At 62.7% G+C, this 14,438-nt stretch carries 15 protein-coding genes, 1 tRNA gene and 1 pseudogene; 9 read left to right on the top strand and 8 right to left on the bottom strand.

What is annotated here, in order from left to right:
• Nucleotides 1-297: 297 nt before the first annotated feature.
• Nucleotides 298-1,578 (bottom strand): cation:proton antiporter, encoded by a 1,281-nt coding sequence (locus H7F49_RS11390; RefSeq protein ID WP_185683732.1) that lies wholly within the window; start codon nucleotides 1,576-1,578, stop codon nucleotides 298-300.
• A gap of 263 nt (nucleotides 1,579-1,841) precedes the next feature.
• Here H7F49_RS11390 and H7F49_RS11395 point away from each other — a divergent pair, with 263 nt between their 5' ends.
• The 4 genes and pseudogenes from H7F49_RS11395 to H7F49_RS11410 form a co-directional block, all read left to right on the top strand.
• Nucleotides 1,842-3,437, top strand: a complete 1,596-nt coding sequence (locus H7F49_RS11395) for an ATP-binding protein (RefSeq protein ID WP_185683733.1) — start codon at nucleotides 1,842-1,844, stop codon at nucleotides 3,435-3,437.
• Nucleotides 3,434-4,057, top strand: coding sequence for a response regulator (locus H7F49_RS11400; RefSeq protein ID WP_214647777.1), 624 nt, complete (start codon nucleotides 3,434-3,436; stop codon nucleotides 4,055-4,057). Before H7F49_RS11395 ends, H7F49_RS11400 begins: the two co-directional genes overlap by 4 nt.
• A 213-nt stretch (nucleotides 4,058-4,270) precedes the next feature.
• Nucleotides 4,271-4,444 (top strand): Flp family type IVb pilin, encoded by a 174-nt coding sequence (locus H7F49_RS11405; protein WP_185683734.1) that lies wholly within the window; start codon nucleotides 4,271-4,273, stop codon nucleotides 4,442-4,444.
• 151 nt (nucleotides 4,445-4,595) lie between these two features.
• Nucleotides 4,596-4,748, top strand: a pseudogene (locus H7F49_RS11410) (transposase domain-containing protein); the annotation flags it as partial.
• A gap of 158 nt (nucleotides 4,749-4,906) precedes the next feature.
• Here the strand turns inward: H7F49_RS11410 and H7F49_RS11415 are convergent.
• The 7 genes from H7F49_RS11415 to H7F49_RS11445 form a co-directional block, all read right to left on the bottom strand.
• Nucleotides 4,907-5,392, bottom strand: coding sequence for a hypothetical protein (locus tag H7F49_RS11415; RefSeq protein ID WP_185683735.1), 486 nt, complete (start codon nucleotides 5,390-5,392; stop codon nucleotides 4,907-4,909).
• Nucleotides 5,389-6,480: a type II toxin-antitoxin system HipA family toxin gene (locus H7F49_RS11420; RefSeq protein ID WP_328806690.1), complete on the bottom strand. Its 1,092-nt coding sequence runs from the start codon at nucleotides 6,478-6,480 to the stop codon at nucleotides 5,389-5,391. Before H7F49_RS11420 ends, H7F49_RS11415 begins: the two co-directional genes overlap by 4 nt.
• Nucleotides 6,481-6,482: 2 nt before the next feature.
• Nucleotides 6,483-6,698 carry a helix-turn-helix domain-containing protein gene (locus tag H7F49_RS11425; RefSeq protein ID WP_185683736.1) on the bottom strand — a complete coding sequence of 72 codons (216 nt, stop codon included), beginning with the start codon at nucleotides 6,696-6,698 and terminating at the stop codon, nucleotides 6,483-6,485.
• 121 nt (nucleotides 6,699-6,819) lie between these two features.
• Entirely contained in the window at nucleotides 6,820-7,449 is a 630-nt protein-coding gene (locus H7F49_RS11430) for a HEPN domain-containing protein (RefSeq protein WP_185683737.1), read from the bottom strand.
• An 80-nt stretch (nucleotides 7,450-7,529) separates the two neighbouring features.
• A complete protein-coding gene (locus H7F49_RS11435) occupies nucleotides 7,530-8,756 on the bottom strand; it encodes a tyrosine-type recombinase/integrase (protein ID WP_185683738.1) in 1,227 nt (408 codons plus the stop codon).
• 158 nt (nucleotides 8,757-8,914) lie between these two features.
• Nucleotides 8,915-9,001: transfer RNA gene (locus H7F49_RS11440), tRNA-Leu, on the bottom strand.
• Nucleotides 9,002-9,090: 89 nt separating this feature from the next.
• Nucleotides 9,091-9,681 (bottom strand): TlpA family protein disulfide reductase, encoded by a 591-nt coding sequence (locus tag H7F49_RS11445; RefSeq protein ID WP_235982104.1) that lies wholly within the window; start codon nucleotides 9,679-9,681, stop codon nucleotides 9,091-9,093.
• 16 nt (nucleotides 9,682-9,697) lie between these two features.
• On the opposite strand from H7F49_RS11445, the gene argH reads away from it, so the two are divergent.
• The 5 genes from argH (at nucleotide 9,698) to H7F49_RS11470 (ending at nucleotide 14,407) form a co-directional block, all read left to right on the top strand.
• Nucleotides 9,698-11,071 carry an argininosuccinate lyase gene (gene argH / locus H7F49_RS11450; protein WP_185683740.1) on the top strand — a complete coding sequence of 458 codons (1,374 nt, stop codon included), beginning with the start codon at nucleotides 9,698-9,700 and terminating at the stop codon, nucleotides 11,069-11,071.
• A gap of 14 nt (nucleotides 11,072-11,085) precedes the next feature.
• On the top strand, nucleotides 11,086-11,337 hold the full coding sequence (locus tag H7F49_RS11455) for a hypothetical protein (RefSeq protein ID WP_185683741.1): 252 nt from the start codon (nucleotides 11,086-11,088) through the stop codon (nucleotides 11,335-11,337).
• An 82-nt stretch (nucleotides 11,338-11,419) separates the two neighbouring features.
• Nucleotides 11,420-12,679 carry a diaminopimelate decarboxylase gene (lysA, locus tag H7F49_RS11460; protein WP_185683742.1) on the top strand — a complete coding sequence of 420 codons (1,260 nt, stop codon included), beginning with the start codon at nucleotides 11,420-11,422 and terminating at the stop codon, nucleotides 12,677-12,679.
• Nucleotides 12,680-12,817: 138 nt separating this feature from the next.
• Nucleotides 12,818-13,615, top strand: coding sequence for a precorrin-2 dehydrogenase/sirohydrochlorin ferrochelatase family protein (locus H7F49_RS11465; RefSeq protein WP_185683743.1), 798 nt, complete (start codon nucleotides 12,818-12,820; stop codon nucleotides 13,613-13,615).
• A gap of 192 nt (nucleotides 13,616-13,807) precedes the next feature.
• Nucleotides 13,808-14,407, top strand: a complete 600-nt coding sequence (locus tag H7F49_RS11470; protein WP_185683744.1) for a PEPxxWA-CTERM sorting domain-containing protein — start codon at nucleotides 13,808-13,810, stop codon at nucleotides 14,405-14,407.
• Nucleotides 14,408-14,438 lie beyond the last annotated feature (31 nt).

Here is a 14,438-nt window from a genome sequence, read left to right on the forward strand (position 1 = left end):
CCATCAGCTCCGGCGCCACATCTCCCACGGCGCCGACCCGAAATCCCCATAGCGCAACGCCTGCCTCCCGCGGGTCGTACATGTCAGACTTTCGTACGCCTCCCGGCGCCCGAAACCCTTCGACAAACCAGTCATTCCCCCTGAGGGCTCGAAGTGTCCGGTCGCGCTGAAACCGGTCGTTCGTCAAGTCGTTTTGCTGCTCGCTGCTGGAGCTTAGGCGGGGCCCAAGCAAGAACGGCACGTTTTGTCCCACATAGGCCCCAAGCTGATGTTGCGACCGATGACGGAAGTCTGTGGTCAGATGTCTGTCGGATGCCTGTGTCTTCCGTCCAACCAGGCCAGCACTTTCGCAATCGTGCCGCCTTGGACAACCACCGTGAAGAGCACCACGGCGTAGGTTGCTGCGAGGACCACATCGCGTTCCGGTCCCTCCGGGAGGCCAAGGGCCAAAGCGATAGAAATACCGCCGCGCAGCCCGCCCCAGATGAGCGTTATCGGCACGACCGGCCCTGCCGCGCGCGCTTTGCCGAATGCTGAGAGAGGTAACAAAACAGAGAGTGATCGCGCGGCAAGCGACAAGATGATTGCGCCGCCGCCCAAGACAAGCAAACCCGTGTCTCGCGGCACGGTGACCACCTCCAGGCCGATTAGGAGAAACAGCACTGTATTGAGGATGTCGTCGATCAGGTCCCAGAACTTGTGGACATAATCCCGTGTTGTGTCGCTCATGGCATGAGCGACGCCGGCATTGCCGATGATCAACCCGGCGACAGCCATGGCAACGGGTCCGCTGACGTGCAGCGGACTGGCGATCGCGTAACCGCCCATGACCGTGGCCAGACTGATCAGCACCTCGACCTTGTAATCGTCGATAGAGCGCATGGCGCGGTACGCGATCCAGCCAATTACAAGCCCCAGCACAATGCCGCCTCCGGCCTCCTCGACGAACAGCAACGCACCATGAGCAAGGTCAAGGTGGACGCCGCTGACCGCTGCCGAAAGCAGGATCGCGAAAACCACGACCCCGACACCATCGTTGAACAAGCTCTCGCCCGCGACCGTTGCCTCGAGCAGCGGAGACACGCTGGTTCGCTTCAGGACGCTCATCACCGACACGGGATCGGTCGGGCTGATCAGCGCACCGAACACGAAACACCATATGGGCGGAATTGCATAGCCCAATGCCTGCGTGAGCCACAGGAAACCTGCGCCGACGATCAGCGTTGATAGCAGCACTCCGATGGTGCTGAGGACCAGAATTGCCCAGCGCCCGCGGTGCAACTGCTGCCATGAAACATGCAATGCCCCGGCGAACAGCAAGAAGGACAGCATGCCGTCCATCAGCGTGGTGTGAAAGTCGATGCCGGCGATGAATTCCGCGATATCGTGGCTGACTGAACTGGCAGGCAACAGTTCGTCGAGAGCGACGACGACCACCGATGCGACCGCGCCCATGACCGTGAGCCCGATTGATGAGGGCAGTCCAAGAAAACGGAAATTAATATAGCCCAGCACCGCGGCCAGGACGATCAGGATCGCTGCGGCATTGAACGGCGTTAGGGTCAATGTGCCTATCATCTAGTACTCTCACTAAAGCCCGATAGGTGCGTTTCACCCCTAGCCGCGACCAATCGTGTCCCCGAAAACATTCACGAGCAAGCTCCGAACGTCATGGCCAACAGCAAACCGGGTTGCCAGGCCCAAGATCTTACATCCCTCACGGCTGAAGCTGCGACATTTGACATTGCAAATGATAGAGCGTCCCGGACGCTGGTTGACCGGCGCGACCGAGATGGCATGGGGGTTATTGGGCTGGTGCTCAATCACATCTGGAACGAATGATGCAGCAATCCCTTTTCCGACCACAATCAGGTTTGATGCTGGCCCGGGCCCGCGTCGCGATGGTCATTCTGTTTGGCATTTGGGTTGTTCTTGATTCAGACCAATCTGCACGTGCTGCGACTGAAGCTCTGCCCCTGTTTTTGCTTTATCTTGCAGCGTCGTTTTCGCTTCTGATCATAGCAAAACGAAGTTGGTGGTGGGATCATCACTTCGCGTTGGGCGGACTATTCGTTGATGGCATGATGTTCGTGACAGGTCTCTATTTAACCAAAGCGGTAACGCTTGATCTTTTTGGTGTATTTATAACACTTTTCGCCTTCATTATATTGAGTTCGGCAACACGATGGAATTTAAAAATAACAATAACTATTTCTTTTTTGCTTGTTATTTCTTTCAGTTTAGTTGGATTAATTATCCATTTTTTTGAGCAAGAATTAGAGTGGGCCCCTTTGCTTCGTCGACTGGGCTACATGTCTCTCCTGGCCGTCTTGCTGGTATGGTTTGTCCGCAGCCGCCCATGGGGTGTCGTACCTCGCTTTGCTCCAATTTCGGCATTTGAGGGTCACGACCCGCTAGATGACCTGCTAAGGTACTGCATGTCCGTTTGCGCGGCCAATTCAGGCTTCGTAACCTGGCTGGAAGACGGAAGTGATACGTTGCGGATTGTCGGCCGGAGCGGTGTGCAGCTTCGACAAGCGCCATCGCAGCAAGATAACCCCTTTCTGTTCGATGTAGAGAGGCGGCGCGTCTTGATGATCGAACGAGAGGGACGGTTTAGTACCATTCAAGGCGAGGCTGCGGCAGGAGTATTCGGCGACGCGCTAGAGGGCGAGGGCCTTGCGATCCCCTTTCGGGCGCGAGCAGGGCGCGGGCAGCTCGTATTGGGTGGTCTACATTCTCTATGTTTCGACGACCTATACCTTGCGATGGGCATGGCTGAAGAGCTTGCAAGGGCTCTCGACGACGAGGCGGGGCAGGCGATAGCTAGGGAACTCGCTATGTCCCGGCTACGCGCACAGTTGGCGGCGGACCTGCACGACGGGGTCTCCCAAACACTTGCAGGCGTACAATTCCGGTTGGAAGCTCTCAGGAGCCAAATGGTCGCAGGAGTTGCCTCGCCCGACGACGTCATGAAGATCAGTCAGGGCGTTGCTGCCGAGCAGCAGCATGTCAGGACCATGATTGATTGGCTGCATCGCGGCACAATATCGTCTGGTCAGAGGGATCTTCGGCAGGAACTGGCGTCGTTGGTTGCGACTTTGGCTGGGCAGTGGGACGTAGATATCGAGTTTGATGAGGGTGGCAACCGCATCCCCGTGTCGACCACCTTGGTATACGAATTTCAACAGATACTGCGTGAGGCGATCGCAAATGCCGTTCGGCATGGCGGTGCCAAGCACATTCTGCTGACGCTGGCCAATCACACGGACGGTGCCTTCGAGATGGAGGTTCGGGATAACGGGTCGGGCTGCGCTGCAGGAATTGAGCCGCTATCGATCGCCAAGCGTGTAAAGGCTATGGGTGGGGCCTTGAGGTTTAGCTCAAGTTCGACCCATACCAGCGTTCTGATCCAGCTGCCGGGAACATCAACTTGAGTCGAATTGTGGTCGCCGATGATCATGCTTACCTGCGCGCGGGGTTGGAAACCGTTCTAACCAGCGCGGGACATGAGATTGTGGCCTCAGTAGGTGATGGCCATGCCGCCGAAATGGCGATAGCGCGCTGCGATCCCGACATTGTTGTTCTGGACGTCCGTATGCCGCTCAAAACCGGCATCGATATTCTGCAAGCGCTACGGTCCGCCGGTGATGACCGAAAGGTCGTCCTGTTGACCGCGACACTGGACGACGCCTCGTTGGTTGCGGCCATCAAGGCAAAAGTCGATGCCATCGTTATGAAAGATGAGCCGGCACCCGCACTCCAGCAGGCGATTGTCATTGTGACACAGGGGCAGCGTTCGATTCCCTTGACCCTCATGGATCGAGCATTTGAGCTCGCCACGAAGAGCGCTGTGCCCGATCCGCTTGGAACGCTGTCAGAGCGCGATCGACGGATTGCCGAATTCGCCGCTGCCGGACTGAAAAATCGCCAGATCGCTGAACAATTGGGGCTCTCGGAAGGGGCCATCAAGGTCTACTTGCACCGGATTTTCGACAAGCTCGGTATCGGCAACCGGACAGAGCTTGCTCTACTCGTTACACGTGCTCAATCCTGAACCTAATTCAGCGACCCGAGCGCAAACCTATCTGCCCGCGCGGCGACGGTAATCGCAACAAGTAGGCCGTTCTCCGATCGCGTAGCAGGCCAAGCTGCACAGCACTGCTACCAAAAATAACGACTGGTTGTAACTTTAGTTAGTTATTAAGAATTGGTGACTAGACCTTCGCAAGTCGAGCGGGAAGCCGGCTCGCTGAAAGGGGTTACGACCATGAAATCACTACGCGCACTTCTGCACTCTGAAGAGGGGGCTACGGCCATCGAGTACGGCCTGATTGCCGCTCTGATCGCCGTTGCCGTGATGACCACTGTTTCGGGCTTGGGAAGCCAGCTCAAGACCACTTTTTCGAAGACCTCGTCGCAGCTTAACACTGCCAATGCCTGAAGCCGCGGGGCTCGACGTCTAGCAGTCGCGTCGGGTCCTTCGGGTGCACTTCCGCCTTCGGGTGCGATTATCGGTCGCGTTAACAGGTTGAGCGCACGTGCTGGAGACCGTGGGGGTCTCCAGCACGTGTGTTACAGTGGCCGCACCCGCCATAGAGACCTGCAAGCTCAATGGAGTCGAGCCGCAGGCTTGCATCGCTGACGTCATCGCCAAAGTTGCCGGTGACTGGCCCGCAGCGGGCTGGGACGAGCTCATGCCGTGGAACTGGCGTCCAGACTTCCGGGCGATCGCCAAAGCCGCTTAGGCAATGATGCAACCTGTTTCGTTGTGGTTATCGGCGTATCTCACGTCAGTTTTGCAGATCGAGCAAGAAGTGCCGTGGGCCACCGGCTAACAGACTTGATGGATGTTTCCAACATCACCTGTCACACTTCCTTCGGACTATTTACTGGGAAGATGTGATCATGACAGTGTTGTTTCCACGGGGCTACGCGACCCAAGCTCATTCGCCACCGCACTGGCAAAGCTTTGGAGCTTTTGCTGATCAATGGCCAAGGCCGGCATCGGGGCCGACAGCCACGCCAACAGTTCTACCACTTCGCTGTCAGGCGGCAGGAACATCTTTCGCGTTAAAGTTGGTGCGTGCAGCGCAATGGCACCGGCCATGACAGGCTTTGGATCGCCAAAAAACTCTGGAAATTTAACCAATGGGTCAGCAGATGAACGAACTCTCAGTGCTGCAGAAAAAACGAATGCGAGCTGCCCATTCGCTTCTTTCGGGGTCAGAAACTTGTTCGACCGGACGGCTTCATGATCACCAGTCCGGGTGATGAGCAGCCGTTTGCCGACAATATGGATCGGCCGAAACTGGAAAAACCGTAGCAAGGGTTGCAACAGCTTACCTTCGACCATGCCTTTGATTTCGCGTCGAAGCTCTAGATCGGTCACCGGCAGGACGTTCTGGGCCAGATTTTCCTTGGCAGCCTCATGCGCCGCCAGTGGCGACCGTAGATGTGCCGACCGCGGCGCTGACCCCCGATCGCCTGGGCGTGGTTCTGGGTGATGTTGGTCCAGGCGAGGCCCGACATCAGATCATACAGCGGGGCAAGCTGCGGGGCACCGGGGCCGAGCAGGATCGAGTAGTTTTTCGCGTGGGAGTCCACGTTGCCGATGGCGATATTGAAGATCACGGCGTCCAGCAGCCGGGTGATGTCGCGCGCCGTCATATGCTGGCGGACAACCGCGAACATGTCGGCGATTGAGGGGCCGCGCTTGCCGGTGCCGTTGAATTCATACTTGGCGGCAGGCGGGCGCCCGAGGGCTTGGCAGAAGTCTTCCTGATGGAGGCGGCGCACGTTGTTGCCGGTGCCCGTCCGGTCATAGCGCTCGATCAGCAGGTAGCATCGTTGCCCTGCAAGGCCTGTGGTGACCGGCGCGACATTGAGACCGATCCTGCGAGCGAGAACCATGCACAGCGCCTCATTCTGGACGCTGCTGGGCAGGCGTGGATTGTCGGGCTTGAGGATGTGGGTGGAGGGCGCGCCGTTGATCGGCACGGCGATCTGACCGTCGATGATCGCCACCGGCAGCTTCTCCTGCGCGCCGGCTAGGCTCATCGAGACGCCGCCCTCGCCGACCAGGAATGGCCGCGCTGGCAGTTCCTCGATGATCCGCGCCAGTGCGTCGGCATCCGGGATCGTGCGATAGCCGGGCTTGCCGCGCGGCTGCTGCGGAGCGATGCTGAGCGCGCCTGCCAGATCGTTGCCGGTCTGGGCTATCAGGCCGAGCGCGTCCTCCGGCGCTGCACCGAGCGCGCGCGTCATGGCGCGCAGCGGTTCGCCCTCGGGCAGGAGGTTCATCAGCCAAGGGAGGACCTGTTCTCCCTCATAGGGCTCTGGCCGGATCGGCATGGCCAGCGAGACCGGGAAGCTATCAGCGGATGATCGCCAGGCATCCGCATAGGCAAGGCGGGTTGCCTGCGCGTCCGCGCTGATCGTGGCGACCAGACGGTCTTCGTAGTGAACGGGAAGGTCCACCGTCAGGCCTGCGGAATGCCGGTTGCGGTGAGCCGCAGGCCGACTGCCTTGGCTGCGGCGAGTGCCTTGCCGAGCTGCGCAGTGGGCTTCCCAGCTTCCAGATCGACGATGAAACGTTCGCCGCTATTGATGGCGAGCGCCAGCTCCCGTTGAGTAAGGCCTAGGGCCTTGCGGGCGGAGGCAACGGCTGCACCGAATTGGGTTGCGTTGTCGATCATGTCAGTCTTACCGATCGGGAAGATCGCATACAGCAAGCCACGTTTCAAGAGAAACCTTACCGATCGGGAAGAATGCAAACGAAAATCCAGCCCTAGGCTTAATATCTTACCGTTCGGGAAGTTATGCTGGCAAGGCTACTCCATGCGAAACCCTGAGATGGGCAGCGAATGCACGATCAGTCTGCTGAACGAGAAAAACAAAATGCTTGCGGCATTCGTTCAATAGATTCAGCGTGAGCCTCGCTTGCCCGTTATCGCCCTGTAGCCAGTCTACGTCGCCTGGAAGCTCGAAGCCATGGGCAATTGAATGCCGAACCAATACCCAAGTATTTGTTCGTCTTCGAGTTTCCGATTGATTCCACTGCCTTCTCCCTTGGCACCATTCCCAGCTCGGCCAAGGGCTGAAATCGAAGGAATCTTGAAACAGGTCCCTCACTTTTACATCGTCGGGGGTGTTGAACTTTTTGACCGCATTCAAGATGGCGGACCGCCTTAGCTGAAAGATATGCATAGACCATGCCGGGCTAGCAGCTAGGGGATCCCGCATTTGAACGTTGATTAGATCGAGTGCCTCCCTAATGACCTTTTCGACATAAGCCTGCCATGCGGCTACTGTCAGGACCACACCGGCACGATGCAATGCATCCTGTTCGTAGCGACGCCCCCGACCGGCCCGAAGTTTACCATGAATAGCAATCAGCTGATCGACAAGACCGAGTTGGGTTTCAAAACTTGATCGAGCTTCTGACATTCTTCGCCCCTATGACCGTCACCGCATTGCCACATCAGCGAACGAGTCCCAAGGACAGCCTTGGCCACCTCAACGTGAATTCACGATGCTGACGGCTTGCGGAAGCTGCCTTGCAGGACCTTCGCGCCTGAACGTAGCTGGTCAAGGTAATCTGCCCAGCTCTGCATCATCCTGATCCGTTCCTCCCAGTGCTCGCCGCGCGCATAGGCGCGGCGGACGTCATCGGTCTCGGCATGGCCAAGCTGGCGTTCGATCGCGTCCGGGTTCCAATGGCCTTGCTCGTTCAGCAGCGTGCTGGCCATGGCGCGGAAGCCATGGGCGGTCATCGTCGTGCCGTCGAAACCCATCCGCCGCAGTGCAAGATTGATCGTGTTTTCACACATGGGCCGGTCGCGCTTTCCCTGGGCGGGGAAAAGGTAGCGACGGTTGCCAGTAGTCTCGCGCAGCTCTTCCAGGATGGCGAGCACCTGACGGCTGAGTGGCACACGGTGCGCGACGCGCATCTTCGTCTTGTCAGCGGCGATGGTCCAGATGTTGCGCGTAAAGTCGAACTCGCTCCACTCGGCCTGCCGCAGTTCGCCGGGGCGCACGAAGACGTAAGGGGCAAGCCTCAGCGCAGCGTGGGTAACCGGATAGCCTGAATAGGCATCGATCGCGCGAAGCAGGTTGCCCGCCTCCTTGGCCGTAGTGATGGCGGCGCGATGCGTCACCTTCGGCACGATCAGCGCGCCGCGCAGGTCTGCAGAAACGTCGCGGTCCGCGCGGCCGGTCGCGATGGCATAGCGGAACACCTGCCCGCAGGTGCTGCGCAGCCGCCGTGCGGTCTCATAATGACCTCGCTTCTCGACCGAACGCAGCACTGCAAGCAGTTCGGGGGCCTTGATCTCGCCGACCTTGCGGTCTCCGATAATCGGGTAAGCGAATTCTAGCAGCCACGTCAGCTTGCCCACGGTCACATCGGCACGACCCTCGCGTCGGGCCTTGTCGAGCCACTCTTCGGCAACTGCCTTGAAGCTGTTCACATTGGCAAGCGGGCCGGTGATCTTGTCGATCTTGCGCTTGGCGGCAGGATTGATGCCCTCGGCGATCTGTTTCTTGAGCTCGAGCCGTTTGGCTCGTGCTTCAGCCAAGGTGACGGTCGGGTACACCCCCAGCGCGGCCGTCGCTCGCTTTTCCCCAAAGCGATAATCGACTCGCCAGCACCGCTGGCCGGCCTTCGTCACCAGCAGGTACAGCCCGCCCCCATCGGAGAGCTTGTAGGGCTTGTCGCGCGCAACTGCCTTTCGGACTGCCAGATCGGTAAGCATGAAGCCACCTTTTTGCCGGTTTTGATACCGTCAAAAATACCGTCGGATACCGTCAATTGCAACGAATTCGGCCGGATGCAGGTGGACCCCGAACCACATAAAAGCCTTTGATTTCTTGGATTTTTCCGGACGCTTGCGGAAGCGTCCGGAAAGAAAAATGGTGCCCAGAAGAGGACTCGAACCTCCACGCCCTTGCGAGCGCCAGCACCTGAAGCTGGTGCGTCTACCAATTCCGCCATCTGGGCACGGGCAGCAGGCCGAAGCGCTTGCTGCGAGGTAGGAGCGCGCCTCTAGGCGAGGGCGGCGGGGGTGTCAACACGGGTTGGCGAGGAATTTATCCGGCCTCGGCCAGGAGGGCCCTGGTCTCGGGGCTGCTCCAGTCGTTCTCCCCGGTAAAGCGCCAGACTTCCTTGCCTTCGCTGTCGTACAGGACGGTCATCGGCAGGGTTCCGCCGTTGTAGTGGAACGCCAGATCGTTGTTGGGATCGAGCCAGGGCTGCAGCCGCTTCAGCCCCTTGTCCTTGAGGAACGCCGCGACCTTGGCCGGATCGCCCGAATCCTGCGAGACCGTCACCACCCGCACGGCGCCGCTGCCGGCGAGGGCCTCCAGCGTGGGCAGTTCCTTGACGCAGGGCGCGCACCATGTCGCCCACAGGTTGATCAGCACCGGGCGGCCCGCCAGGCTTTCCAGCGCAAGCTCGCGACCGGTGGGATCGGTGAAGCTCAGGTTGGGCAGGGGAGTCCCCGCGTTGGTGTGGTCCGGGCCCTTGCCCGGTTGGGCCGCCGCCGTGGCCGGAGCGGTCGCGGCGGTCGTCGCGCCTTGCGCCGACGGGTCGGCTTGCCTATCGCACCCGCCCAGCGCCAGAACGCCGAACGGCAGGCTGCAGCCAAGGACCAGGGACGTGAGCGAGCGGGATATCAGCAAGACGGGCTCCAATGCGATGTGGGGCGGACGCTTCGCCGAGGGGCCCTCGGCGATCATGCGTGAGATCAACGCCTCGATCCCCTTCGACAAGGCCTTGTGGCGCCAGGACATCGCCGCGTCAAAGGCCCATGTGGCCATGCTGGGGACCCAGGGCATCGTGGCCCCCGCTGACGCGGCGACGATCGCCGCGGGGCTGGACCGCGTCGCGGCCGAATATGAGGCGAATGGCGTGCCCGAGGACTGGGACCTCGAGGACATCCACATGACCACCGAAAGCCGGCTCGCCGAGCTGATCGGGCCGGTGGCGGGGCGGCTCCACACCGCGCGCAGCCGCAACGATCAGGTGGCGACCGATTTCCGCCTGTGGGTGCGCGACGCGATCGACCAGGCCGATGCTGGGCTGGCCGCGCTGCAGCGCGCGCTGGTCGAACGCGCGGGCGAACATGCCGCCAGCATCATGCCCGGCTTCACGCACCTGCAGACCGCCCAGCCGGTGACCCTGGGGCATCACCTGATGGCCTATTACGAGATGGCCGCGCGCGATCGTTCGCGCTTCGCCGCTGCGCGGGCGCGGATGAACCGCTGCCCGCTCGGCTCGGCCGCGCTCGCCGGCACCGGCTTTCCGATCGATCGCCACGCCACGGCCACCGCGCTGGGCTTCGACGGGCCGACCGCCAACAGCCTCGATGCGGTGTCCGACCGGGATTTCGCGCTCGATTACCTGATGGCCGCCAGCCAGTGCGCGCTGCACCTGTCGCGCCTGGCCGAGGAGTTCATCATCTGGGCGAGCCAGCCGTTCGGCTTCGTGCGGCTGCCCGATTCGCTGTCCACCGGCAGCTCGATCATGCCGCAGAAGAAGAACCCCGACGCGGCCGAGCTGGTGCGGGGCCATGCCGGGCGGATCGTGGGCTGCCTGACCGCGCTGATGATCACCATGAAGGGCCTGCCGCTGGCCTATTCGAAGGACATGCAGGACGACAAGCCGCCCGTGTTCGAGGCGGCCGGGCTGCTGACACTGTGCCTGGCGGCGATGACCGGCATGGTCGAGGCGACCACCTTCCGCACCGAGCGGATGCGCGCCGCGGCCGAGCTGGGCTATGCCACCGCGACCGACCTGGCCGACTGGCTGGTGCGCCAGGCCAACATCCCGTTCCGCGAGGCGCACCACATCACCGGCGCGGCGGTGAAGCTGGCCGAGGGCAAGGGCGTGGCGCTCGATCAGTTGTCGCTGGACGAGCTTCGGGGGATCGACGCGCGGATCGACGAGCGGGTCTATGCCGCGCTGTCGGTCGAGGCGTCGGTGGCGGCGCGGGCCAGCCATGGCGGAACGGCTCCGGCCGAGGTAGACAAGCGCGTGGCCGAGGCGCGCGCGGCGCTCGGGCTCGATTGAGGAGGCGACAGGCGATGCGCGGATTCCTGTTCAAGGCCGGAGCCATCGCCCTGCCGCTGCTGCTGGCGGGATGCGGCCAGTCGGCCGAGCTCAAGCCCCGGGCCGGCGCAACCCTGCCGGTCGCGCCGCATGGACGGGGCGATCAGCCCAGCGCCAACGCCCTGCTGACCATGCCCGCCCAGGCTGCGCCCGAACGTAGCGTGGAACTGCGGAGCCGTTCGGAACAGCGCAAGGACGATCCGTTCGACCTGCCTCCGGAGGGGTAAGCCGCGCCCCGGCGGCGCATGGGGTTGGCCCCGTGCCGGCGACGGGCTGGCATTTCGCGCCGGGCACACTAGAGGAGCCGGGATGGATCACTTCACCCTCAGGGACGGCGTCCTGCACGCCGAGGATGTGCCGATTCCCGCGATCGCCGCGGCAGTGGGCAGCCCGGTCTATATCTATTCCCGGGCCACGCTGACGCGTCATGCCCAGGTGTTCCTGGCGGGACTGGGCGGGGTGCCGCGCAAGCACGTCGCCTTCGCGGTGAAATCGAATCCCAATCTGGCCGTGCTGCGGCTGCTGGCCAAGGAAGGCTTCGGCGCCGATTGCGTATCGGGCGGCGAGGTCGAGCGTGCCCTGGCGGCCGGCATGGCGCCCGAAGGCATCGTCTTTTCCGGCGTGGGCAAGACCGCGGCCGAGCTGAAGCGCGGGCTGGAAGCCGGGATCGGCCAGTTCAACCTCGAAAGCGAGGAAGAGGGGGTCGAGCTGGCGCAGATCGCCGCGGCCCTGGGCCTCACGGCGCGCTGCGCGCTGCGGGTCAATCCCGATGTCGATGCCGGCACCCACGGCAAGATCTCGACCGGCAAGGCCGAAAACAAGTTCGGTGTCGCTTATGACAAGGCCGCCGGGATCTATGGGCGCCTGTCCGCTCTGCCGGGGCTGGAGATGCGCGGTCTGGCCGTCCACATCGGCAGCCAGCTCGCCAGTCTCGAGCCGCTGGAGGCCGCCTTCACGCGGATGGGCGTGCTGATGCAGGACATCCGCGTCCAAGGCGACAATGTCACCCACATGGACCTGGGGGGCGGGATCGGCGTGCCCTACAAGGCGGGCGATCGCATGCCCAGCCCCGCCGATTACGGCGCCATGGTCGCCCGGGTCACCGGCAACTGGGGGACGACCCTGATGTTCGAGCCCGGCCGCGTCATCTCGGGCAATTCCGGGGTGCTGGTCACCCGCGTGATCCGGGTCAAGCCGGGGGTGAGTGCGCCCTTCGTGGTGGTCGATGCGGCGATGAACGATCTCGCCCGCCCGGCGCTTTACGATGCCTGGCACGATTTCATCGCGGTCGAGCCCACCGGGGCGCAGATGGTGGCGAACATCGTCGGCCCGATCTGCGAAAGCTCGGACACCTTCGCCATGGGCCGCACGATCGATGCGGTCGGCGCGGGCGATCTGGCCGTGTTCCGCACCGCCGGAGCCTATGGCGCGACCATGGCCAACACCTACAACTCGCGCGCGCTGGTGCCCGAGGTGATGGTCGATGGCGACAAGTGGGCCATCGTGGCCGACCGGATCGAACCGGCGACCATCCTGGCGGCGGAACGGGTGCCGGACTGGCTGGATTGAATGGCCCGAACCGGGGGACAGGCTTGCGCTTGGGCTGCGACAGGATCAGCCTGAACGGGACTGTTTTCTCGATCTGGCTCAAACCCCGCTCAGCCTGAGCTTGTCGAAGGCCACCCGCCACATCCGGACACTGCACCCATGGACTCGCTTCCCCTCTTCCACCGCTTGACCGGCCAGCCGGTGATCGTGCTGGGCCACGGCGCCGCCGCCGAGGCCAAGGCACGGCTGGTGCGGCGCGCCGGGGGCGACGTGATTGCCGAGCTGCAGGACGGGATCGACCGTGGCGCGCGGCTGGCCTTCATCGCCCACGACGATGCCGGCGCGGCCGAGGCCGACGCGATCCGGGCGCGCTGTGCCGGCCTGCTGGTGAACGTGGTCGACCGGCCCGCGCTCTGCGATTTCACCACCCCCAGCCTGCTCGAACGCGGCCCGGTGCTGGTCGCAGTCGGCACCGGCGGGGTTTCGGCCGGGCTGGCCAAGGCGCTGCGGCTGCGGCTGGAAGCCCTGCTGCCGCCTTCCCTCGACGCTCTGGCGCGGGGACTGGGCGCAATGCGCGAGCGGCTGCGGGCGCGGTTTCCCGATGGCGGGGACCGGCGGCGCGCGCTCGATCTGGCCCTGGCCGCTGGCGGGCCGCTCGATCCGCTCGATCCGCAGAGCGCGGGGCGGCTGGAGGCGTGGATGGGCGATGCCGCGGTGGCACGGTCCGGGCTGGTCGAGATCCGCCTGCGCTCGGCCGATCCCGATGACCTGACCCTGCGCGAGGCGCGCTGGCTGGGTTCGGCCGATTGTGTCGCCTTCGAGCCCGGCGTGCCCGATGCGGTGCTGCTGCGCGCGCGCGCCGATGCGGTGCAGCTCCGCCTGCCTTCGGGCGAGATACCACCTGCGCGGGACGGGTTGGTCGTGGTCATGCGCAGGCCGGACACAGGCTTGACCTGACGGCCGCGGCACCCGGGTTCCGAACGCTCCCCCGGAACCCGGACAAATACCTATGCAACTGTTGCCTTAGCCATGTTTAGCGGCAATCATGGCGCCCGGGAAACCGGTATGGGGCAAATGATGACGTCGATGCGATTGGGGATGATGGCTCTTGCTGCGGCAGCTTTGCCGCAAGCGGCTTCGGCTGCGATTGTGACCTACACCAATGAGGCGGCCTTTCTGGCTGCGATCTCCGCACCGGGCACCGATAGCTTCAACGATCTGTCCTTGCTGTTCATGACATCGCCACTGAGCCGCAGCGCCGGCAGCTACGGCTACACCGCCGGTGCCACCAACGGGTTTTACGCGGGTGGAACCACGCCCGACCTTTGGCTAGGCACCAACATGGCCCATGATCCCATCGTGCTGGGCAGCTTCACGGGGAACGTCTATGGTCTGGGTGGGTTGTTCTTCACCACGGACAACTTGGGCGCTGCCAAGATTGGCAACATCACCGTTTCGGTCACCTCGGGCGCGGTGACCGCCAGCCGGACCCTGACCGAAACCAGCATCGGCAGCTTTGTCGGCTTCGTGTCGGCGACCCCGCTCGATCAGGCCACGATCACCGCACAGCAGCCCCTGCTAGGGTTCACCTGGCCGACGATCAACAATCTGACGCTGGGCGGAGCATCGGTCGCCGCGGTGCCCGAACCGGCCACCTGGGCGATGATGATTGTCGGACTGGGGGCGATCGGGGCCAGTCTTCGCCGTCGCGCAGGCTCGGTTGGAGCACGCTTCGTCCCGGCGCCATGAAAACAAGGATTCGTAGCGGCGCCCTGCCTAA

Origin of the sequence: Novosphingobium aerophilum, from assembly GCF_014230305.1 — a bacterium.
GTDB lineage: Bacteria > Pseudomonadota > Alphaproteobacteria > Sphingomonadales > Sphingomonadaceae > Novosphingobium > Novosphingobium aerophilum.

Coding starts and splice junctions, on each gene's coding strand:
- H7F49_RS11405 (WP_185683734.1), top strand. CDS start 4,271: ATGAAATCACTACGCGCACTTCTGCACTCTGAAGAGGGGGCTACGGCC.
- argH (WP_185683740.1), top strand. CDS start 9,698: ATGTGGGGCGGACGCTTCGCCGAGGGGCCCTCGGCGATCATGCGTGAG.
- H7F49_RS11430 (WP_185683737.1), bottom strand. CDS start 7,449: ATGTCAGAAGCTCGATCAAGTTTTGAAACCCAACTCGGTCTTGTCGAT.
- H7F49_RS11435 (WP_185683738.1), bottom strand. CDS start 8,756: ATGCTTACCGATCTGGCAGTCCGAAAGGCAGTTGCGCGCGACAAGCCC.
- H7F49_RS11465 (WP_185683743.1), top strand. CDS start 12,818: ATGGACTCGCTTCCCCTCTTCCACCGCTTGACCGGCCAGCCGGTGATC.
- lysA (WP_185683742.1), top strand. CDS start 11,420: ATGGATCACTTCACCCTCAGGGACGGCGTCCTGCACGCCGAGGATGTG.
- H7F49_RS11395 (WP_185683733.1), top strand. CDS start 1,842: ATGCAGCAATCCCTTTTCCGACCACAATCAGGTTTGATGCTGGCCCGG.
- H7F49_RS11455 (WP_185683741.1), top strand. CDS start 11,086: ATGCGCGGATTCCTGTTCAAGGCCGGAGCCATCGCCCTGCCGCTGCTG.
- H7F49_RS11425 (WP_185683736.1), bottom strand. CDS start 6,698: ATGATCGACAACGCAACCCAATTCGGTGCAGCCGTTGCCTCCGCCCGC.
- H7F49_RS11390 (WP_185683732.1), bottom strand. CDS start 1,578: ATGATAGGCACATTGACCCTAACGCCGTTCAATGCCGCAGCGATCCTG.